16 protein-coding genes are annotated in these 20,884 nt (G+C 59.3%); 9 read left to right on the top strand and 7 right to left on the bottom strand.

From position 1 onward, the window contains the following. Positions 1–20: 20 nt before the first annotated feature. From NW826_RS05580 to NW826_RS05565, 4 genes are all read right to left on the bottom strand, one after another. Entirely contained in the window at positions 21–2,012 is a 1,992-nt protein-coding gene (locus tag NW826_RS05580) for a nitrate ABC transporter ATP-binding protein (RefSeq protein WP_414335839.1), read from the bottom strand. An 81-nt stretch (positions 2,013–2,093) separates the two neighbouring features. Then, on the bottom strand, positions 2,094–3,029 hold the full coding sequence (ntrB, locus tag NW826_RS05575) for a nitrate ABC transporter permease (protein WP_414335837.1): 936 nt from the start codon (positions 3,027–3,029) through the stop codon (positions 2,094–2,096). Positions 3,030–3,176: 147 nt separating this feature from the next. Further along, the gene (locus NW826_RS05570) at positions 3,177–4,481 is read right to left on the bottom strand and encodes a CmpA/NrtA family ABC transporter substrate-binding protein (protein WP_414335836.1); all 1,305 of its coding nucleotides are present in this window, start codon (positions 4,479–4,481) and stop codon (positions 3,177–3,179) included. A gap of 60 nt (positions 4,482–4,541) precedes the next feature. Continuing rightward, positions 4,542–6,095, bottom strand: coding sequence for a ferredoxin--nitrite reductase (locus tag NW826_RS05565; protein WP_414335834.1), 1,554 nt, complete (start codon positions 6,093–6,095; stop codon positions 4,542–4,544). Between the two features lie 410 nt (positions 6,096–6,505). Here NW826_RS05565 and NW826_RS05560 point away from each other — a divergent pair, with 410 nt between their 5' ends. Next, positions 6,506–7,921 (top strand): phosphoglucomutase/phosphomannomutase family protein, encoded by a 1,416-nt coding sequence (locus tag NW826_RS05560; protein WP_414509644.1) that lies wholly within the window; start codon positions 6,506–6,508, stop codon positions 7,919–7,921. 41 nt (positions 7,922–7,962) lie between these two features. On the opposite strand, the gene NW826_RS05555 is transcribed toward NW826_RS05560, so the two are convergent. Next, positions 7,963–9,345 carry a hypothetical protein gene (locus NW826_RS05555; protein WP_414509643.1) on the bottom strand — a complete coding sequence of 461 codons (1,383 nt, stop codon included), beginning with the start codon at positions 9,343–9,345 and terminating at the stop codon, positions 7,963–7,965. A 1,088-nt stretch (positions 9,346–10,433) separates the two neighbouring features. On the opposite strand from NW826_RS05555, the gene NW826_RS05550 reads away from it, so the two are divergent. The 4 genes from NW826_RS05550 (at position 10,434) to NW826_RS05535 (ending at position 16,320) form a co-directional block, all read left to right on the top strand. Beyond that, positions 10,434–10,691, top strand: coding sequence for a hypothetical protein (locus NW826_RS05550; RefSeq protein WP_414509642.1), 258 nt, complete (start codon positions 10,434–10,436; stop codon positions 10,689–10,691). Positions 10,692–10,958: 267 nt separating this feature from the next. Then, positions 10,959–12,431: a hypothetical protein gene (locus NW826_RS05545; RefSeq protein WP_414509641.1), complete on the top strand. Its 1,473-nt coding sequence runs from the start codon at positions 10,959–10,961 to the stop codon at positions 12,429–12,431. Between the two features lie 252 nt (positions 12,432–12,683). Next, a complete protein-coding gene (gene uvrC, locus NW826_RS05540; RefSeq protein ID WP_414509640.1) occupies positions 12,684–14,561 on the top strand; it encodes an excinuclease ABC subunit UvrC in 1,878 nt (625 codons plus the stop codon). Between the two features lie 88 nt (positions 14,562–14,649). Continuing rightward, on the top strand, positions 14,650–16,320 hold the full coding sequence (locus NW826_RS05535; RefSeq protein ID WP_414336069.1) for an NAD+ synthase: 1,671 nt from the start codon (positions 14,650–14,652) through the stop codon (positions 16,318–16,320). A 433-nt stretch (positions 16,321–16,753) separates the two neighbouring features. Here NW826_RS05535 and NW826_RS05530 read toward each other — a convergent pair whose 3' ends face one another. After that, the gene (locus NW826_RS05530) at positions 16,754–16,906 is read right to left on the bottom strand and encodes a chlorophyll a/b-binding protein (protein ID WP_011429120.1); all 153 of its coding nucleotides are present in this window, start codon (positions 16,904–16,906) and stop codon (positions 16,754–16,756) included. A gap of 116 nt (positions 16,907–17,022) precedes the next feature. Next, complete coding sequence (locus tag NW826_RS05525; protein ID WP_414336139.1) at positions 17,023–17,895, bottom strand: penicillin-binding transpeptidase domain-containing protein; 873 nt, start codon at positions 17,893–17,895, stop codon at positions 17,023–17,025. A 114-nt stretch (positions 17,896–18,009) separates the two neighbouring features. On the opposite strand from NW826_RS05525, the gene NW826_RS05520 reads away from it, so the two are divergent. The 4 genes from NW826_RS05520 (at position 18,010) to NW826_RS05505 (ending at position 20,583) form a co-directional block, all read left to right on the top strand. Next, positions 18,010–18,237, top strand: a complete 228-nt coding sequence (locus NW826_RS05520) for a photosystem I reaction center subunit IV (protein WP_414336138.1) — start codon at positions 18,010–18,012, stop codon at positions 18,235–18,237. Positions 18,238–18,281: 44 nt separating this feature from the next. After that, positions 18,282–19,133, top strand: coding sequence for a DNA-formamidopyrimidine glycosylase (locus NW826_RS05515; protein WP_414509656.1), 852 nt, complete (start codon positions 18,282–18,284; stop codon positions 19,131–19,133). A gap of 156 nt (positions 19,134–19,289) precedes the next feature. Beyond that, complete coding sequence (locus tag NW826_RS05510; protein WP_414509639.1) at positions 19,290–19,880, top strand: pentapeptide repeat-containing protein; 591 nt, start codon at positions 19,290–19,292, stop codon at positions 19,878–19,880. A gap of 106 nt (positions 19,881–19,986) precedes the next feature. Next, a complete protein-coding gene (locus NW826_RS05505) occupies positions 19,987–20,583 on the top strand; it encodes a response regulator transcription factor (protein ID WP_414336152.1) in 597 nt (198 codons plus the stop codon). The last annotated feature ends 301 nt before the right edge of the window (positions 20,584–20,884 follow it).

Genomic DNA, 20,884 nt, shown 5'->3' with positions numbered 1-20,884 from the left:
TGAGTTCAGTAGGGCAAAAACTAGACCTTGCTGAGGGGGTATTCCTGCAGCTTCAGCTCCTGGCGAATGGCCACCGACTCCAGGTAGTTCAAGGGATCCTCGCCATCAAAGCGGGATCCGTCGGCAAAGAGCAAAGCCCCGCGATCGTGGGCCCGATCCGGCAGCCCCAGTTCTCTGGCAGCTAGGGCGTAGGTTTTGTCATCCAGCACTTGGTCGAGGACAGCAACCCAATTGCGAGGGAAGGGGCAGATGCCCCAGCGAGCCATCTGCGTCAGGATCCAGAGGTGCTCCAAGCGTTCGGGGCAGGTGTTGCGCCCGTTGGCAAACTGGTGGAAACCGACAATCACCTGCGATTCATCGGCAATGCCCCGCTGCAGGATGCCCCTCCACCCCGGCTCCAGATCGGCTGTGACCACGCCCACATACTGGGGCTGGGCCAGCCACTCCAGGATCTGGGGACGGTGCTGCGGCTGATCGCAGTAGTGACAGGCCTCCAGCAGCGCCTTGACCAGAGCCACGTGGGTGCGGGGGTAGCTTTGGGCCCAGTCTTGGCGCACCGCCAGGACTTTCTCGATGTGGCTGGGCAAGAGTTCGGGAGTGGTGGCAACGATAACCCCCACCTGTTCCCGCACGGCGCGGGAGTTCCAGGGTTCGCCCACGCAGTAGCCGTCGATGTTGCCGGCCTTGAGGTGGGCCACCATCTGCGGCGGCGGGATCACCGTCAACGTCACATCTCGATCCGGATCCACGCCGCCGCTGGCCAGCCAATAGCGCAATAGGAAGTTGTGCATCGAGGCCGGGTGCACCACCCCCAGCGTATGAACCGTATCGGGAGTTTGGCGGAGGTACTGGCGAAGATCCCAGGGGCTCTGGAAGGCCTGCAGCAGGAGTCGGCGCCCAAAGGTGATGGCGTTGCCGCCGCGGGAAACAGTAAGCGCAGTTACCAAAGGCACCGGTACCCCGCCCACCCCCAGGGTAGAGGCCAAAGGGATCCCGGCCACCACCAGGGCCGCATCCAGCCGACCGGAGCGGCTCCCTTCCCAGATGGTTTTCCAGCCCGGCTCCCTGACCAGCGTGACCTGTTCCAGGCCGTACTTCTGAAACAGGCCCTTTTCTTGGGCCACCACCAGAGGGGCGCAGTCGTTGAGGGGCACAAAGCCAATTGCCAAGTTGACTTTTTCCAGCCCCCCCTTGGCGATGGCCACACGGGTAGGAGTTTTCTGGCGGGCCCGCTTTTGCTGGTTGAGAAAGTAGATCATCTCCCCCCGCAGGCTGTAGTACTCGGGGTGATTCACCACTTCCAACCGGTGGCGCGGCCGCGGAAACGGGATCCGCAAGATCTGGCCGATGCGGGCCTCCGGGCCATTGGTCAGCAGCACCACCCGATCCGAAAGCAGAAGCGCCTCATCCACATCGTGGGTAACCAAAATACAGGTGAGCTGCTCCGCTTGGGCAATCTCCATCAGTTGCTCCTGCAGGCTGCCGCGGGTGAGGGCGTCCAACGCCCCAAACGGCTCATCCAGCAGCAGCACCCGCGGGCGAATGGCCAAAGCCCGGGCAATGGCCACCCGCTGTTTCATCCCCCCCGACAGATGGGCGGGCCGCTTGTCGGCTGCCCCCTGCAAACCCACGCGGCGGATGTGCTCTTCCACGATGCGGGCTCGCTCTGCTTGGGGAAGGGATCCCAGCACCTCGTCCACGGCTAGGGCGATGTTTTCCCGCACCGTCAGCCAGGGCAGCAGGGAATAGTTCTGGAACACCACCATGCGCTCCGGGCCGGGCTCCGTCATCTGCCGGCCTTCCAGCAGCACGCCGCCGCGGGAGGGTTTTTCCAGGCCGGCGATGATGTTGAGGAGGGTGGACTTGCCGCAGCCGGAGTGGCCAATTAGCGAGACAAATTCCCCTTTTTGGATCTCCAGATGGATGTCTCTTAGAGCGGGATAAACCTCCCCATTGTCCAGGAAAAAGTCTTTGTCTACATGGTCAACTTCGATGTAGGGCTGAGTCTTCATGATGCTACCTAAGGGATCCCTTGAGATTCATTTTTGAAAAGTGAGCAAACTGTCAGCAGCCAACTCCGGGCTCAGTCCAACCTAGTGATCCTCGGCAACCACCAGCGAGCCAATCCAAGCCGTAACCCGATCCAACAAAAGGCCAACCAGGCCGACATAGATCAAAGCCACAATAATTTCGCTGATGCGGGAGCTATTCCAGGCATCCCAAATGAAGAAGCCGATGCCCACCCCGCCAACCAACATTTCTGCAGCCACAATCGCCAGCCAAGAGAGGCCTACCCCGATGCGCAGGCCGGTAAAGATGTAGGGCACCGTGGCCGGAAAGACAATCTTAAAGAAATACTTCCAGCCGGACATGCGTACAATTCTGGCCACATTGCGGTAGTCCTGTGGGATCCGCTGTACACCGGCAATGGTGTTGATCAAAATGGGCCAGAGGGCCGTGATGAAGATAACAAAAATGGCGGAGGGGTTGGCATCGCGAAAGGCGGCCAAAGAAATCGGCAGCCAAGCCAGAGGTGGCACCGTGCGCAACACCTGAACAATGGGATCCAAAGCCTCATGCAGCCAGCGGTTGACCCCGATCACCATGCCGCCCAAAACCCCCACCAGACTGGCCAAGAAAAACCCAATGAACACCCGCTGCAGGCTGGCCCAGATTTGCCAGAACAGTCCTTTGGCGTTGCCGCCGTAGTCAAAAAAGGGATCTTTAATGAGGGGATCCCAGGTGTCCTGCCAAACTTGGAGCGGGGTGGGCAGGTTGGCGCCGGGCCGGCTGTAGAGGATTTGCCAGAGCAGGAGCACGATGAAAATTGCCGTAGCGGGCAAGAGAATGCGGCGCAGCGCTTGATGGATCCGGACTCGTTGCCTCCAAGCGGATCCAGAGCTCGTGGCAGAAGGGATCCCGGCATGGGCCTGAAGAGAGGCACCTTGGCTCAGCAGCCAACGGCCTAAGCGGATGAGCAAAGGGAAGAGGTGGCAGCCCACCTTCAAGGCAAAGTGGAGAAGATGCATAGTTTGCTGAGAGTAGGGCTATGGTCAAAGTCAGCGTAGGGAAAGTGCAAGAGAGAAGAGGTTTAATTTGAACCTGTCTGGGGGCTCTTAGGGAAATCTCTCGGACAGGGGGCTTGCAGGTGTTCTGCAAGCCCTGGAAGGAGCAGGCTAGGCCAGCTTCTTGATGGCCAATTTCTCCAGATAGGCAGCCGGATTTTCGGGGTCGAACTTCACCCCATCGAAGAAGGTTTCCACGCCGCGAGAGGTGCTGGGGGGAATGGCGGCCTCTTGGCCAATGGCTTTGGCGGCCTCGCGCCAGAGATCTTCTCGGTTGACCTTGTCCACCAGGGCTTTGGTATCCGTGTCGGCGGGCAGATAGCCCCAGCGGATGTCTTCGGTCAGGAACCAAAGGTCGTGGCTCTTGAAGGGGTAGGAAGCATTGTCTTGCCAGAACTTCATCAGGTGGGGGCTGTTTTGCACCACTTTGCCGGTGCCGTAGTCAAAGGTGCCTTTGGCGCGACCCAAGATATCGGCCACAGGAACCCCCAGCCAGCGGCGGTCGCCGATGATCCGGCACATTTCCTCTTTGTTCTCCATTTGGTCGCACCAGATCTGGGCTTCTTGCACCGCCTTCAACAGCGCCAAGGTGGCTTTCGGGTGGGCATCCACCCAGTCAGCCCGCAGAGCAAAGGCTTTCTCAGGATGGCGATTCCACAGCTCGCCGGTGGTGAGGGCGGTATAGCCCTCTTTTTGGTTCACCAGTTGAGCATTCCAAGGCTCGCCCACACAGAAGGCTTCCATCGTTTTGGATTTCATGTTGGCCACCATCTGGGGCGGCGGCACCACAATGACAGAGACATCGCCATTGGGATCGATCCCGCCGGCGGCCAGCCAGTAGCGCATCCACAGGTCGTGGGTGCCGCCGGGGAAGGTTACCGCGCATTTGGGATCCCTGCCGGCAGCTCGCGCTTCCGCAAACTTGGCTTTGAGGGGGGAACTATCCAGGCCAATTTGCAAATCCCGGTACTCGTTGGCAATGCTGATGCACTGACCGTCCAAGTTCAGGCGGGCCAGAATGTACATCGGTACCGGCTTGCCATCGGTAACTTTGCCGGTGGTGATGAGATAGGGCATGGGGGTGAGAATGTGCGCCCCATCGATGCCGCCAGCAGCGGATCCCAGCACCAAGTTGTCGCGGGTGGTGCCCCAAGAGGCCTGCTTGACCACCTCCACGTCCTTCATGCCGTACTTGTCAAAAAACCCCTTCTCTTTGGCGATGATCAGGGGGGCGGCGTCGGTGAGAGCAATGAACCCCAGCTTGGCCCGCGGGGTCTCGGGAGTATCGGCCTGGGCCACCCAGTAGCCCTGACCCAAAGATTGCGATTGGGCGCGTGGGATCCCAGCCGCGGCTGCTCCTGCTGCCAGGGCGGCTGCCCCGGCCAAAAATTGGCGACGGGAGAACAGTTTAGACATCGGAACCTCCAAGATTTTGAACGACGCAGAGAGAAAACCTTCCCCAGACTTGGCCCCTACTTAGCAAGCCATCACGGGGGAAGAAGCAGTTTGAGCAGCCGATGGACGCTGGCGCGGCCTGGCCCCGAAGTGCTCAATCAGCAGCTCCACCAAGACGGGCTTGAGGTCTTCGCAAGGGATCCCTCGACGCACACATTCGCCCAGCTTGGCGTCTTTGCCCACTTCTCCCCCCATGTAGATGTCCACCGCTTCCACCGGCTTGCCGTCCTTGCGGGCGGTGGTGCCCATGAGGCCGATATCGGCCACCTGGGGCTGGCCGCAGGAGTTGGGGCAGCCCGTCCAGTGGATGCGCACCGTCTGCGGGATCTCCAGCTCGGCTTCCAGCTCTTCCATTAGAGCCACAGCGCGGTTTTTGGTCTCGATGAGGGCAAAGTTGCAGAACTGGTTGCCCGTGCAGGACACCAGCCCCCGCTGCAAGGGCCCTGGGTTGGGGGAGAACTTTTTCAAGAGCGGCTCTTTAAGCAGCGGCGCCACCCGCGAATCGGGCACATTGGGGATGAGCACGTTCTGCTCCACCGTCAGCCGCAGCTCCCCGGAGCCGTATACCTCCGCTAGGCGGGCCAGCTCCATCATCTCCAGGGCATTCAGCCGTCCCACCGGCACGTGCAGGCCAACGAAGTTCAAGCCCGGCTGCTTCTGGGCATGCACCCCCAGGAGATCCCGCTTCTGCCAGACCACCTCATCTTTTTCCGCCGCTCTGGAGAGCGGATGGCCAATCTGCCGCTCCACAGCCGCCCGAAACTTCTCCAGGCCCCACTCGTCAATGAGCCACATCAGCCGCGCCTTCTGCCGGTTGGCCCGCAGGCCGTGATCCCGGTAGACCAGCAGCACCGCCTCGCACAGAGGAACCACATCGCGCGGATCCACCCAGACATCCAGCCCGATGGCCTCGGCACAGCGGCGGGCCGAAAAAAAGCCCCCCACCAAGACGTTGAAGCCCAGCTTGCCCGCTTTGAAGGCCGGCACAAAGGCCAGGTCGTTGATCTCCGCATGAACGGAGTTGTCGCGACAACCGCAGATGGCGATGTTAAACTTACGCGGCAGATTGGTGAAGGAAGGGTTGCCCTCGCCGTTGTTGGTTACCATGTCCTGCACCTTGCGGGTGAGGCCGCGCACGTCGATCAGCTCATCTGGGTCAATGCCCGCGAGGGGGGATCCCGTAATGTTGCGCACATTGTCCATGCCCGACTGGATGCTGGTTAGGCCCACCTCCTTCAAGTAGCCCAAGATCTGGGGCATCTCCTCGATGGGGATGCCGCGCAGTTGCAAGTTCTGCCGGGTGGTGATGTCGGCTACGCCATCTTTTCCATAGGGATGGATGATCGCCGCCAACATCCGCATCTGGCCGCTGGTCAGGATCCCATTGGGCAGGCGCAGCCGCAGCATAAACTGGCCGGGCGTGCGCTTGCGAAAGAAGATCCCCAGCCACTTGAGGCGGTGATCCCGGTCGTCTTCAGGGATGTTCTCCCAGCCCATGCGGGCAAACGCTTCCAGCTCGGCTTTGACCGCCAGCCCGTCCTTTTCGCTTTTGAGGCGCTCAAATTGGTTCGCCATCGTCGCTGCCGTAGGGTAACACCGGCTACCTTAGCGATGGCCAACCGTTAACTTTGGTATTTGACGTTACATTTTGTAACAAGTTATGCCGTTTTGTCATTTTCCAATTGCGGTTTGTGCATAAAAGTAGGCTTGCAAAGGTGAGGCACAGTCATTTCAAGCAGCAATGAAACGTTTCTCTGCATCCTCATGGCTATGCAACGCTGTCGTGAACGCGCTGCTCTAACCCCCCTCTCCCTCAGGGAGAGGGGCTGGGGGTGAGGGCCTCAGGGAGAGGGGCTGGGGGTGGTCGCGTGAGCGGCGCGGAGCGCTTGGGCCATCCCTCAGGGAGAGGGGCTGGGGGTGAGGGCTGGGCGGTCTGGATCTGGCTCTGCCGTGCTATGTGTAGTCGAGGTCGATTTTGGTGAACTATGGCCGGCAACTCTATTCGCTTTGGTACCGACGGCTGGCGAGCCGTGATCGCCGACGGCTTTACCTTTCAGAACTTGGCTATTGCCGCCCAGGCCAGCGCCCAGGTGTTGGCCCGCACCTATCCCGGCGCAGGGATCCTGATCGGCTACGACAACCGCTTTCTCTCAGAAAAATTTGCTGCCCACGCTGCCGAGGTGGTGGCGCGGTTGGGGATCCCGGTTTATCTCTCTGCCTGTGCTGCCCCGACGCCGGCCTTCAGTTGGGCAGCCAAGGAGCGCGGCTGCCATGGAGCCTTGGTGATCACCGCCAGCCACAACCCGCCCCACTATTCCGGCCTCAAAGTCAAAGGCGGCTTTGGCGGCTCCGTGCCCCCGGAGGTCACCGCTGCCATCGAGCAGGAGCTGCACCACCTGCAACCGCTGGGATCCAACTCCGCACCCATCCACACCTGGGATCCCTGGCCTGGCTACCTGGCTCAGCTCAGCCGCTTTGTGGATCTGGAAAAGCTCAAAGGCTCCCCGGCCAAGATCTGGGTGGATGTCATGTTTGGCTCCGGGGCTGGGGGCCTCAAGCGCCTCTTGGGAGAGAAGGTAATTGAATTGCAGGCGCATCGGGATCCCCTATTTGGCGGCGTCTCACCGGAGCCGCTGCCGCAAAACCTGCAGACCTCTGCCCAGATCATCGCGGCGGATCCCGCCCCGTTAAAAGTGGGTCTGGTCTTCGATGGCGACGCCGACCGCATTGCCGCCCTCGACGGACAAGGCCGCTTTCTCAGCCCCCAGATCCTCATTCCCATCCTGATCGACCACTTGGCGGGGCGACGCGGCCTGCGGGGCGAAATCGTCAAAACCATCAGCGGCTCGGAGCTGTTTGTCAAGGTGGCGGAGCGCTATGGCCTGCCGGTTACCGAAATGCCCGTGGGCTTCAAATACATCGCCGAGCGCATGCTGACCACCCAGGTGTTGCTGGGGGGAGAAGAATCCGGCGGCATCGGCTACCTGGGCCACATCCCCGAACGGGATGCCCTGCTTTCTGCTCTGTACTTGATTGAGGCCGTCACCGAAACCGGGCAAGATCTGAGCGCCCTTTACCGGGCTTTGCAGGAACGGGAAGGATTTAGCTCGGTTTACCTGCGCCGCGACCTGCACCTGGCGGATCAAAACCAACAAGTCAGGCTATTTCAACAGTTGCAGGCGGATCCCCCCTCTGAGATTTTGGGGCAGAAGGTGATTAAGCATTTCGACAAAGACGGCCACAAGTTTACCCTTGCCGACGGCAGTTGGGTGATGATCCGCGGCAGCGGCACTGAACCTCTGCTGCGGCTTTACTCCGAAGCCAAAACCTTAGAAGCAGTCAATCATCTGCTGGATTGGGCAGCCGGCTTGGTCAACACAGCAGCTTCCCACCCCAGATAACTTTTGGAACCCCCTATGCCTTAGGGTTGCTGCAGTGCTGACTACTCGACTTTAATCGATACAAACTTCTGAGCCGAAATTGGCGGAATCGAAGAATCCGTAACCGTTATCAATGCAGAGAAAGAAAGGCCAATCGGAGGCTGGTTTGCTGCCGCTGGACATTGAACGGAAATGACCCCTGTGGATGTGTCAAAAAAGAAGGGAGGATTAGGTGCTGGCTCGGCTTTGAAAGTGAGTGGGCTTTTAACAGCGCCGGTAATGGTAACAGTTGGAGGCGCAGTGAGCTTCAAGTTAAGGTTAGTGCTACACTTCAAGGAAGTATCCTTATACTCAATTGCAAGAAGAGCTTTGATTGAAACAGGGATCACGGCACTGAGGTCGGCAGTCAAGAAGTTGGTAGCCGTCGTCAGCGCGGGATTGAGCTTGATGGTCACCGATCCGGCAGCTTCGCCAGGCGTCAGGCGAACAACCTCGAATTCCTGAGGTCCCTTGTTGCCTTCCTTGAAGACCAGCGTGCTGGTCGAAATAGCAAACGACGCCCCTGGAACAAAAGGATTGGGAGTTCCACTCACATCCAACACAACCTGCCCACCAATCGGAGCAACTGGATTAAGGCTGACCGCTACTTTAGCAGAAGTGCCAACTGGCTGCTTATCATCAAAGGTGATGGACTTGGGATCAACGGTAATGCTAGGCGGCTCTTGCTGCTTTAAGGTCACCGGCACGGCAACATTCACGCTGCCCACCGGATAATTGGCAGCGGTTGTGGCCGGGTCGCGGGTAACTGTGATGGTGGCATTGCCCTGCTGTGTAGCCGGGATCAAACGCGTCAGCACAACCTTAGGTGTATCTGTGGATCCCGGTGGAACGACAACTGTTACGAACGAGGCGGCTGTTGTGGAAACGCCCACCACCTGCGGGTTGCTGCTTTCTACCTTCAACACCAAGCTGCCGTTGGCCGGAGGAGCAGACGGCTTAAGCGTGAGAGTTTTTATAGAGCCAACAGTCGTCTTTGAGTCAAACGTAACTTCTGCTGGATCAACGCTAACTGTTTCAACAGGAAAGGGAGTAGGGGGAGGAGGGAAAGGGGTAAAAGGAGCAGGAGTTTCTGCTTTGATGGTCGGGAGAGGAGCAGGAGAGGGGATTGGAGGAATGGTTGGGGCTGCAACGGGAGTTTGGATGACAATCGTAGGAGCCGGCAAAGGGATCCCTGGTGGTGCTATGGGAGGTAGGCCCACCTCGGTACCACCAGTGGGCACGCTAGGAGTCTGAGGGGGAATGATCGGCCCAGGGACAAAGCTGGTGGCGTTCTTGTCCTTGGCTTGCTGGCAGCCAACCAAGCTGGCTGTGGTGAAGAAAACAGTCCCAACACTTCCTAAAGCCCGCAACCAATTTCTTCTGAACTTGATCTTCTTTGCGCTCATTTCGTGCTACCCTCACGTACCAAAATGGATATCACAGACCGGGCCAAAGTCGTCATCAGGGATTAGCCACCAGATTGATGGGAGGAGCTGCACTGGGTAGAGTCTGATTGTTCGACACAAATAGCAGTGGCAAGGTGTAGATCCCAGCAGCTGTTGCCTGAATAGAAACATTGACCGCGCAAGTGGCACCTGCGGCTAAGACTCCGCCCGAAAGACTGATGATCCTCGTCCCAGGTATGGCACCAAGAACTCCTCCGCAGGTATTTGGATTAGCAAGGCCGGCAGGTGTGGAAGGATTAGCAACAGCCACTCCCTCAGGCAAGATCGCCTGGAAGTTCAGACCACTCAAGGGAATGGCCCCAGCCACTCGGTTATCGACCACAAAAGTGAGAGTAACAGGCGTGTTGACCGGCGCTGGATTGGGCAGTAAGAAGCGGGTAAACAAAGGCGACGGCCCTACAGGAACCGGCGTCGGAACAGGGGTAGGGCCTGAAGTCGGCGTAGGTACAGGCGGCAGGGGTGTCGGCGTCGGGGTAGGCGTTGGCTGAGGGAGATTGCTACAGGCTGGAATTGCAAAGCCACGAACTTCGTTTCGAGTTTCCTCTGGACTGAAAATCGAGTCGTCAACCCGTAAAACTTGACCAAAGCTATCTCGGATAGTTAGAACAAAAACAATGTCGTCCCCTGTCAGTATGTCTCGGCCTCCGATACTCCTAATTCCCTTTGAAAAAATCCTCAAGTCCTCGAAAAACCTAGGGTCTGTTGGAAATGTATAGCTAAAGTTGAATCCGTTAGCATCGGTGAACGTGTTGCCTCTTCCAATCAGCAGGTTCCTAAACTGGCTCAGGGCCTCGGGCCGGATTACGCCAGTAACATCCGTTCCGCAAGTGATATTCAAGACCTGAATGTCTACACTCGCAATCACCCCTCGGACAATCAGGTTGGTCAATTCCACCCTGTAAGAGAGCGAGGCAAACGGCTGGTCGACATCGAAGCCGCCCCCTGTCCCAAATTGCGGCGGATCCGGCAGGTCGGGCTGAATGGGCGGCGGCGTGATGGGGGCGAAGTCCGGCCCAGGGCGGAAGGTGATGGGCGTGAGGTTGGGCGAGATGGTGGGAGCCACGGCTACGGGAGGAGGCGTGGATCCATTGGCGGTCAAGAGGGGTGGCAAGCCGCCCGTAGTCTCGCTGCTGCAGGCAGTGGCTAGCGCCAGCGAAGCCCAAGTTGCCAGAAGAGAAAGGCCGCCACGGCCAGGGCCTGAGCCAGAACGTCGTTTCATCGGGGAATTCTCCACTCACTCACACCACAGCAAATCCTTCCGCCAATGTCCAGCCGGGATCCACTGAATTTGCCCCTGTGCATGGGCAAGATTATGAGGGATCCCGTTTCAAAGGCGGATGCCTGCTGTTAGTTCTACTGCATCTTGGGGCGTTGTCAAGCAAGCGGCAGAGCAAATCCAAGAAATTTTTTTGGAAATGGCCCATCCCCTAGATATGGGGTATCATAGCCTCGAACAGGGGCGGCCAGCTTACCTGTAGCGTTGGGGGTTGGGTGCCTTTTCCTCCATTTTGTGTGTGGATTTCCCCAGATTAGGGTGTGTGAGGCAGTGCCGTATGAACTTCAAAGGTCGCTCATTGGCAGTTTTGTGTGGAGTCTTACTTCTAGGCGGCTGCGGTCAAATTGACGAATCCCCCGCCTTGCCGGGGCCTGTCCAGGTGGATCCCACGGCGTTTGTCTCGGCGCAGGAGTACCGCTTTACCCCCGGCTCAGTGCTGGAGACCACTAGCCTGCGGTTAGATTTCGTCAACCCAAAATTTGACAACGGGATCCCTGTGCGGAACAGCGGCTTTCAAGGCAGTGGAGAAGCCCGCATTACCAACGTAGAGGCCCGCATTCTGCCGGTCAATGAGATCCCAGCCAATGAACTGACAATTGACTCAACCCTTCGCTCCAGCACACTGGCCATCCAGATTGCCCGATCCACGCCGCTGGTAAATCTCATCGCCTTCGGCCCCAACGACGGCAGGCTATCTACGCAATTCAGCATCGCCGGGTTGGTTGCCCTTTCGACAAACCCCAACGACCAGCGCATTCGAGTCAACACAACCTTTAGAGCTGCCGATCCGGATACGGAAACTGTTTTAACTTTAACCGTGCGCCGCATCTTGGTTAGCCGCAATGGCAACCAAGTCGTCTTAGAGGGAGATTCTTCTCTTATTGTCCCTACCGTGGGAGTACTCTATGAAGATCCCGGCCCTAATGGCAACCCACCGGCAGGATCCTTTGTCAATCCTCCCCCACCTCAAGGGCCTGTCACTGCCATTCTGCAAACCGGCAGCTTCTCCGCCAGCTTTGTGGTGCGGCAGCGGGGCGTGGCCGGCGATGGCACTCCTGAAGATGCCCTGGCTCTCTTTGCCCGCCTGAACTTCCGGCCCAACCAGGCGGAAATCGTCTATCGTCCCACCCAGGTGGGTACGCAGTCGGTGCTATTTGCTCCGGATCCCACTCGTCCGAACATCTTGCCCAACCAGTTGGTGCGCATCCGGCGTCTGCTGAACGGCCGGGTACAAGCGGAGTTTGACCCGGCCAATGTCAGCACAGTCCTCAACTTTGTCCAGGTCAGCCCGCCGCCACGACCTTTCCCCACTCCGATCCCGCAGTTGCCCGTCCCTGAGCGTCCGGGTGCTCCCACAGTCTTCGATTACTTCTTCTCCTTGCGCACCGAGCGCTCTACGGGTACCTTACCTGGCTCACCTGTGGAAGGAAATACCCCTGAGCCGGTTATTCTTCAGGGCATTGTGCCCGCCACTGGCGATTTTGTCTTCCGCACCCTGGCCGGGGCACAATTGGCTGGCCCATTCAACAGGGCAGATATTGGCGGTTCTCTGCTGCGAGGCAACTTGAATTTGGTTTTCGAATCAACGACTTCTGCCGACCGGATCTCCGGCCAGTGGTTCCTGGAACAGGAGTTTCCTACCGGCAACGTTGAGACTGAGACAGCAAACGAACCGGGAAGCCCTGCTACCCAGCAAGGAGCTATCCTAATCATCCGTGGCTTCTTTGAGGGCGCGCAGGTGCGGCTCTAGCCCTAGCAGCCTGTTTTGAACCCCTCTAGCTCGGCCCTTGTGGCTGAGCCTTTTCTGTAGGTTAAAGTTTCGGCAGATCCATAAGCACCTGGGATAACCCCGACCTTGGGGTAGAGGAGCCTGAAGTTCCCTTCTCAGCGCATACCTACCTGTACCTTTGCATCGGTTGAAGTCGGCGTTGCCGGAAAAAGTCGTATCATTGCTAGATTGAAGCCATGGGATCCCTGACTCTGCCTGGTAGAACCAAACTCTATGACTGTTCCCCTGATTCAAAATCGTGACGCTTTGGAAAGCCGTCTTAGAGAGATTCCCACCGAGCCTGGCGTATATCTAATGCGAGATGCCACAGATCAAATTCTCTATGTAGGCAAATCTAAGAAATTGCGCTCTCGCGTGCGTTCTTATTTCCGTTTTGCTGATGATCTGTCTCCTCGCATTCAGCGCATGGTAGCTCAGGTTTGTGAAATTGAGTTTATCGTTACCGATAATGAAAGTGAAGCTTTGGCTCTAGAAGACAATCTAATTAAGACTCACCAACCCTCCTATAACGTCCTCCTTAAGGATGATAAAAAGTATCCTTACTTGTGTATCACCTGGTCAGAGCTTTATCCACAGCTTTATATCACTCGTCACCGTCGTCTCAATCAGAATCAAGACAAATACTACGGCCCTTATACTGATGTCGGTTTGTTGCGCTACACCCTTGGATTGGTCAAGCGAATTTTCCCCTTGCGTCAACGATCTAAGCCTCTGTACAAAGATCGCACCTGTTTGAACTATGACATTGGACGTTGTCCCGGAGTATGTCAAGGCTTGATCAGCCCAGAAGACTACCGCAAAACGCTAGCTCAAGTAGCCATGATCTTCCAAGGCCAGACGGATGAGCTGATCAGACAACTGCAAGAGAAAATGATCCAGGCTGCCGAACAAGAAAATTACGAGGCAGCTGCGCGATATCGGGATCAAATCCGCGGCCTAGAGCAACTGGGCGAATCCCAGAAGGTCTCTTTGCCCAACTCTACCGCCAGCCGTGATGCTCTGGCCCTGGCCATGAACGATTCGCGAGCCTGCATTCAATTGTTTCAGGTGCGGGCCGGCAAGTTGGTGGGACGGCTGGGGTTTGTTGCCGAAAATCGGGGCGATGATCCGGCGTTGATTTTGCAGCGAGTTTTACAAGAACATTACCAATACTGTGATCCGGTGGAAATTCCCTCGGAAATCTTGACCCAGTATGAATTGCCCGATCGCGATTTTCTGGAGTCTTGGCTGAGCCAGAAAAAGGGCCGCAAGGTAAGCCTTATCACCCCCCAACGGCAGAGCAAAGCAGAGCTGATCGAGTTGGTGGAGCGAAACGCCGAGCTGGAGCTAGCCCGCAGCCAGCGCCTGGCCGATCAGAACACTGCTGCCTTGGAGCGCTTGGCGGAAGTCTTGGATCTGCCGGAGCCGCCCCGCCGTCTGGAAGCTTACGATATTTCCCACATTCAGGGATCCGATGCTGTGGGCAGTCAGGTGGTGTTTATCGATGGCTTGCCGGCCAAGCAACACTACCGCCGCTATAAGATTCGCAACCCTGAGGTACGCCCCGGCCATTCTGATGATTTTGCCAGCCATACCGAGGTGGCACGGCGTCGCTTCAGCAAGATGACTCCCGAGGATCAGCCGGATTTGGTGCTCATCGACGGGGGCAAGGGGCAACTGTCGGCAGTCATGGCCGTCTTGGCGGATTTGGGTTTGGATCACCTGCCGGTGATTGCCCTGGCCAAGCGAGAAGAAGAGATCTTCCTGCCGGGGGATCCCGTGCCGCTGCGGTTGGCTGCGCAAGATCCGGCTCGCCTGCTGTTGCAACGCCTGCGAGATGAGGCCCACCGCTTTGCCCTTGCCTACCATCGCCAGCAACGGAAGCTGCGCCAACAGGCCTCTACGCTTGACGAGATCCCCGGCCTGGGCAAGTACCGGCAAAAGCTGCTGATGGAAGAGTTTCGGTCGATTGCTCGCATCCAGGTGGCCTCAGAAGACCAGCTGGCCCGGGTGCCCGGCATTGGCCCCAAGCTGGCGCGCCAGATCTACCGCTACTTCCACCCGGAGGCCGATTTGCCGGCAACTGCGTTGGCGGAGCCGGAGAGACGCTGACGGGGAGCCAAATCTCCCCTTGGAGCTGGCCTATTATCGTGAAATCCACCACTTGCTAGGACAGCCGTTCTCGGCCAAGGGGGCCAGGGTGAAGATAGCGCTGCTGCAACTGAACTACACCGTTGGCGATCTCAGCGGCAATGCCGAGCGCATCCGTCTGGCGGTGGAAGCAGCGTCAGCGGCAGGAGCGGAGCTGGCCATCGCCTCTGAGCTGGCCCTGTTGGGGTACCCGCCTCGCGACCTGTTGCTCTACCCGGCCCTGGTCGAGAGGGCAGGCCAAGTTTTGCAGCAGTTGGCCGCCCGGCTGCGGGATAGCATTCCGGTGGTGGTGGGATCCGTGCAGCCCAACCCTCTGCCGGAGGGGCGGCCCCTCTACAACGCCGCGGCCTGGCTGGAAGGGGGTCAGATCCGCCACTGGTTTCAAAAGTCGCTCCTGCCCACCTACGATGTCTTCGACGAGGATCGCTACTTCGAGCCGGGATCCCCGCCCCGGCCCATCGAGTACCGTGGTCGCCGGCTGGGCTTCACCATCTGCGAAGATATCTGGAACGACCGCGACTTTTGGCGCCACCGCCGCTACCACCGCGATCCGGTGGAAGAGATGGCCCGCTGTGGCGCCGATTTACTCATCAATCTGTCGGCTTCTCCTTTTAGCCTGGGCAAGCAAAAATTGCGGGTGGAGATGCTGGGATCCCTGGCCCGCAAGCATGCCCTGCCCATCCTCTACGTCAACCAGGTGGGGGGCAATGACGACCTCATTTTCGACGGGGCCAGTTGCGCCCTAGATGGCCGGGGCCGGCTGGTGGCCCAAGCCGCTGCCTTCGCGCCGGATCGGCTGATTGTGGATGTGGAGGCGCTGACCCATCCCCCCGACGAGGAACAGAGCCCGCCGGGATCCCGCTGGCCAACGGAGCCGGAAGCAGAGCTCTACGAGGCGCTGGTTCTGGGCGCCCGCGACTACGTCAGCAAATGTGGCTTTCGCGAAGTCTTGCTGGGCCTCTCGGGGGGGATCGACTCGGCTGTTACTGCTGTCATTGCCGCCGATGCCCTGGGCCCGGAGCGAGTGCTGGGGGTGCTCATGCCCTCTCCCTATTCCAGCCCGGGCAGCCTGACCGATGCCTACCAACTGGCGCAAAACCTGGGGATCCCTACCCTGAAGCTGCCCATTCACTCGATTATGGAGAGCTACCAGCACCTGCTGGCAGAAGCTTTCGCCGGCCTGCCCCCCGACACGACGGAAGAAAACCTGCAATCGCGCATTCGCGGCACCCTGCTCATGGCCCTTTCCAATAAGTTTGGCCGGCTGCTCTTGACCACAGGCAACAAGTCGGAGCTGGCGGTGGGCTACTGCACCCTTTACGGGGATATGTCCGGCGGCCTGGCGGTGATCTCCGATGTGCCCAAAACTTGGGTCTACCGCCTGGCCCGCTGGATCAACCGCCAGGGGGAGCGGATCCCACTCCCCATCCTTACCAAGCCTCCCTCGGCGGAGCTGCGGCCCGGCCAACAAGATAGCGACAGCCTGCCCCCCTATGACCTGCTGGACACCATCCTGCAGCGGCACATCGAACAGCACCAGTCGGCTGCCGAGCTGGTGGCCCAAGGGTTTGATCCCGACACCGTACAACAGGTGCTGCGCCTGGTTCAAAAGGCCGAGTTCAAGCGCCGCCAGGCTCCCCCCGGCCTGCGGGTTACCGATCGCGCCTTTGGCACCGGCTGGCGCATGCCCATCGCCAAATGCCAGGAAGGGATCAGTTGAGATTTTGCCCTCTCCCAGAGGTGCCCAAGCGCTCCGCGCCGCTCACGGGACCACCCCCAGCCCCTCTCCCGGAGATGCCCAAGCGCTCCGCGCCGCTCACGGGACCACCCCCAGCCCCTCTCCCGGAGATGCCCAAGCGCTCCGCGCCGCTCACGCGACCACCCCCAGCCCCTCTCCCAGGGGGAGAGGGGGGTTGGAAGAGCACAACCGGTTTCGCTTTTCCTACAAGGATTCGGGTGGGGGCGCGGACGTTTTTTCTGTCAATAAGGGCCTGCCAGCCGGCAGACCCCAGAGCAAAACTTTTCTTCGACTCAACAAAGAGTAAGGCAAGCAGGGCCTCTAAGCTTGCCTCTCCACTCACCAGGATCCAAGAGTCTCCCGTTTGTCGCTTCAAGACTAACTCTAGGGCCCGCAGCGCAGCAAGCCGAGTTTTCTAGATCAGGCCCAGCCAGGAGGCGACGCCTTGGCCCGTCACCGCTTCAATGACAATGGCTAATACAAAGCCGATCATGGCCGCGCGACCGTTGAGACGCTCGGCATATTCGTTAAATCCAAACTTGGGCTCAGACAGGTTGGGGTTGGACATAAGAACCTCCAATGGAATTGGAACGAGGGTGAGCAGGGATCCGCAAAGAACGATTACAGGAACAGCAGCTAACCTTCAGTATAGTTTGCATTTCTTCATGATTGCAAGGAAGGTGATCATCTGGTTCCGATGGCGGCGATGATCTGCCGCGCCAGGGGAATGGCCGCCTCGTAGGCTTTGCCCTGATGCAGGTGCAGCACCAGCGCCCAGCGGGGATCCGGCAGAGGCCAAAAAGCCAGCAACCAGGCTTGGAAATCTTCGGCCCAGAGAACGGGTTGTCCGCGTCGGTGAGGATTAAGGATGGTTCCAGACTTAGCGGCCACCGGGATCCCGTCTGGGGCGATGCCGCGGCAGGTGCCCGCCGTTGCTGCCAAACGCATGCCGGCATGGAGAGCATCCCAGATGCGATCCGGCAAAGAGAGAGCAGGCAGGGATATCTCCCCAGAAAGGGGAACGCCGCGGCGGGCGATCACCCCCGCATACACCAACAGCTCCCAGGGATCCGCCGAGCCGGCCAGACCGGTCGCCAACAGCGGTGCCGGGGCCGTGTTTTCTGTCTGGGTCAAACCAAAGCGGCGCAGCCACTCCACCAGGGTCTTGGCCCCCAGCTCCCAGCCCAACTGGTAAAAATGCACGTTGCAAGACCGAGCCAAAGCTTGGCGCAAGTTGAGCTCCCCATGTCCGCGCGGATCCCAGCAAGTGAGCCGGCCCAACCCCAATTGCGGTGGCGGATCCCACCAGCCGGGGCAGTGGATGGCCCGCTCGCCGGAGCTGATCCCGGTCTGCAAGGCAGCGGCGGCCACGGCGCACTTGACCGTTGAGCCAGGGCTGGCCCTGATCTGCGCAGCCTGCTCCGGCTGCCAAACCCTCGTCAGACGACCGGTGTTCAGGTTGAGGACAATAGCAAAATCGCGCGGATGGGGCAGCCCTTGCAAACCCCAGGCCACAGCAGAACCCAAGAGCCAGGCCCCACAGGTGCGGCGTTTCATCGGCTCCCCCTCCCCAGCCAAGAACAACAGGGATCCCTGTTACAAAAATTCGGAAATCGCAGCCTTCTCACGGACTAGGGTAATCTGAAGTGCAGGTCAATGGAGAGAACCCTCATGGCGATTCAGCGTGGTGCCAAAGTCCGTGTGTTGCGGAAAGAATCCTACTGGTATCGGGATGTAGGAACGGTTGCGGCGGTGGATACCAGCGGCATTCTTTATCCGGTGATCGTCCGCTTCGACAAGATCAACTACTACAACATCAACACCAACAACTTCCGCGAAGATGAGCTGGAGGTGCTGGAAGCTCCCAAAGCCAAGGCCAAAGCCACCCCGGCTAGCTAAACCAGGGCATCGCCGGGAGCTGTGTTGCTTGAGTGAGGCGTTCTGTGCCGGAACTGCCAGAAGTTGAGACGGTTCGGCAAGATTTGCAGCGCCTCACCCTGGGGCCGCGGATACTGGCAGTGGAGGTGCTCCTGACGCGCACCATTGCCTATCCGGCAAAGGAGATTTTTGGGCAAAGCTTGATCGGCGCCTGTTTTACCCAGTGGCAGCGGCGAGGCAAATATCTTTTGGGATCCCTAGATTCCGGAGCGGTTCTGGGTGTGCATTTGCGCATGACCGGGCAATTGCTCTGGGTTCAGGGATCCGAGCCTTCGCCGGCCCATACCCGCGTCCGGCTGCGCCTGGAGCGGGGGTGGGAGCTGCGCTTTGTAGATCTGCGTACCTTTGGCCAGATGTGGCTGGTGCCCGCCGGGGTGGAGCCGGAGACGGTGATCGCCGCTCTGCAGAGCTTGGGGCCGGAGCCGCTGTCGCCGGCCTTTTCAGAAGCCTATTTCCAGGCGTCCTTGCGGAAGAGCCGGCGCCCCATCAAAACCGCCCTGCTGGATCAGTCGCTGGTGGCGGGGGTGGGCAACATCTACGCCGACGAGGCCCTGTTTCTGAGCGGCATTCACCCCTTGACGCCCGCCTTGCAGCTCTCCGACTCTGCCAAGGCACGCCTGCGGGAAGCTTTGATCCAGGTGTTGCGGGTCGGGCTGGAGCAGCGGGGCACCACCTTGCGGGATTACCGGGATCTGCGTGGGCTTAACGGCAACTACCAAGGGCAGGCATGGGTGTACGGTCGAGAAGGGGATCCCTGTCGCCTCTGTGGCACCCCCATTCAGCGGATCAAGCTGGCGGGCCGCTCAGCCCACTTTTGCCCCCACTGCCAGCCACTTCCAGGCCAGGTTGAGACTTGATGGCGTATCCCCCGTAAGCAGCTATAGTTCTAGGTTGATCCCCAGCTCCCCTCTCCCAGAGGGAGAGGGGCTGGGGGTGGTCGCGTGAGCGGCGCGGAGCGCTTGGGCACCTCTGGGAGAGGGGCTGGGGGTGAGGGAGGGATCCCAGTGAAAAAAATGGCATGGCCCCAGTTCTGGGTCGGTCTCCTCGGCGGGGTGGTCGGGATGCCGGCGGTTCCTGTTTTTGCCCAACTGGAGTTGGACGCCCAACTGGGCCGCTCTCAAGTCGTTTTTCCCGGCAAAGATTGCCCCGCCTGCGACCTGACAGGAGCCGAGCTGCCGGGAGTTGATTTGCAGGGGGCCAACCTGAAAGAAGCCATCCTCAGGCAGGCCAACCTACAAGCTGCCGACCTCTCCCAGGCAATCCTCAACTTGGCCGATTTGCGCGGCGCCAACCTGAGCAGTGCGGAGCAGGGCGGAGCTTTTTTGTGGGAAGCCGATCTCAGCCAGGCCAACCTGCAGCAGGCCAATTTCACAGGAGCCAATCTTCAGGTGGCCAACCTCAGCGGCGCTGATTTGCGAGGGGCCATTCTCGCCGGCGCCGACCTGACAGGAGCCACCTTGCGCCAGGCCGATCTGCGTGGGGCCGATCTACGCGGCGCTTTTTTGGAAGAAGCCGATCTGACGGGCGCTCTGTACAATGCCCAAACCCGGCTGGATCCCGCCTTCAACCCCAGTGCCTGGGGCATGGTCTTTGTGAAAAACTAACTCCCCTCTCCCTTTGGGAGAGGGGTTGGGGGTGAGGGCACGTTATCCGGGATCCCTCTTGTGGGCAGAATGGACTCAGCCCTCTCATAGGCTGGGATCCCCTGCCATGAGTTCTCCTGTCCGCGTCCTCATCGCCGATGACCATCCTCTGTTTCGGCTGGGGCTGAAGTTTGCCCTGCAAGCGCAAGGATTCGAGGTGGTGGCGGAAGCCGAGACGGGATCCCAGGCCGTTGAGTACTGTCGCCGTTGCCCCGTCGAGGTGGCCATTTTGGATGTGCGTATGCCCAATGGGGACGGGATCGCCGCCTGCCAACAGATTGCCGAGCTGGGCCTGCCGGTGGTGGTGGTGATGATGACTACTTTTCAGGAGCCGGCCTTGATCGAGTCAGCGCGGCGGGCTGGGGCCAAAGGCTACCTCTCCAAAGAAACCGATCCGGCGGAGCTGGCCCGCGTTATTCGGCAGATCTTGGCCAACCCCGACCGAGACTGGTTGCCTGCCCGGCAGGAGTTGCCCAAGCTCACCCCCCGCGAGTTGTGCGTGCTGCAACTGATGAGCCAAGGCTTGGCCAACAAGCAGATCGCCCGCCGCCTCGGCATCAGTGTCGAGACCGTGAAAGAGTACGCCAGCGCCGCCTACCGCAAGCTAGACGCCACCGACCGCGTCACCGCCCTCCTCAAGGCACAACAACTGGGGATTTTTTGACATACTCCCCATAGCTAAAGCTAGGGGATTCTCCCAAGGTCGCCCTTTGGGATTACTGGTTCAACGACCCCACTTACTGTTTTGGGTTCCCCCTCCACAGCAGAGGTGTTGGTCTCCCCAGTCGTTCCCTCTTGCGGGGCAGTTCCACTCCATCCCCAACAGCTCCAGTGCCCCCCGCAGAATGTTAAGCGCTGCATTTTGGTCTCGATACAACACCAACCCACACCTTTCTTAAAAAAGCAAACAACTACAGCCTGTTAATTTAAAATAGGGTACAGGTTTCAAGAGGAAGGAGAGAAGG

This window comes from Synechococcus sp. OH20 (genome assembly GCF_047502685.1).
Taxonomy (GTDB): Bacteria; Cyanobacteriota; Cyanobacteriia; order Thermostichales; family Thermostichaceae; genus Thermostichus.
This window is presented reverse-complemented; position numbering and strand designations above follow the sequence as displayed.

Excerpts from the sequence above, each read along its gene's own strand:
- NW826_RS05580 (WP_414335839.1), bottom strand. The coding sequence starts at position 2,012 with ATGAAGACTCAGCCCTACATCGAAGTTGACCATGTAGACAAAGACTTT.
- ntrB (WP_414335837.1), bottom strand. The coding sequence starts at position 3,029 with ATGCATCTTCTCCACTTTGCCTTGAAGGTGGGCTGCCACCTCTTCCCT.
- NW826_RS05570 (WP_414335836.1), bottom strand. The coding sequence starts at position 4,481 with ATGTCTAAACTGTTCTCCCGTCGCCAATTTTTGGCCGGGGCAGCCGCC.
- NW826_RS05565 (WP_414335834.1), bottom strand. The coding sequence starts at position 6,095 with ATGGCGAACCAATTTGAGCGCCTCAAAAGCGAAAAGGACGGGCTGGCG.
- NW826_RS05560 (WP_414509644.1), top strand. The coding sequence starts at position 6,506 with ATGGCCGGCAACTCTATTCGCTTTGGTACCGACGGCTGGCGAGCCGTG.
- NW826_RS05555 (WP_414509643.1), bottom strand. The coding sequence starts at position 9,345 with ATGAGCGCAAAGAAGATCAAGTTCAGAAGAAATTGGTTGCGGGCTTTA.
- NW826_RS05550 (WP_414509642.1), top strand. The coding sequence starts at position 10,434 with ATGGGCGTGAGGTTGGGCGAGATGGTGGGAGCCACGGCTACGGGAGGA.
- NW826_RS05545 (WP_414509641.1), top strand. The coding sequence starts at position 10,959 with ATGAACTTCAAAGGTCGCTCATTGGCAGTTTTGTGTGGAGTCTTACTT.
- uvrC (WP_414509640.1), top strand. The coding sequence starts at position 12,684 with ATGACTGTTCCCCTGATTCAAAATCGTGACGCTTTGGAAAGCCGTCTT.
- NW826_RS05530 (WP_011429120.1), bottom strand. The coding sequence starts at position 16,906 with ATGTCCAACCCCAACCTGTCTGAGCCCAAGTTTGGATTTAACGAATAT.
- NW826_RS05525 (WP_414336139.1), bottom strand. The coding sequence starts at position 17,895 with ATGAAACGCCGCACCTGTGGGGCCTGGCTCTTGGGTTCTGCTGTGGCC.
- NW826_RS05520 (WP_414336138.1), top strand. The coding sequence starts at position 18,010 with ATGGCGATTCAGCGTGGTGCCAAAGTCCGTGTGTTGCGGAAAGAATCC.
- NW826_RS05510 (WP_414509639.1), top strand. The coding sequence starts at position 19,290 with ATGGCATGGCCCCAGTTCTGGGTCGGTCTCCTCGGCGGGGTGGTCGGG.
- NW826_RS05505 (WP_414336152.1), top strand. The coding sequence starts at position 19,987 with ATGAGTTCTCCTGTCCGCGTCCTCATCGCCGATGACCATCCTCTGTTT.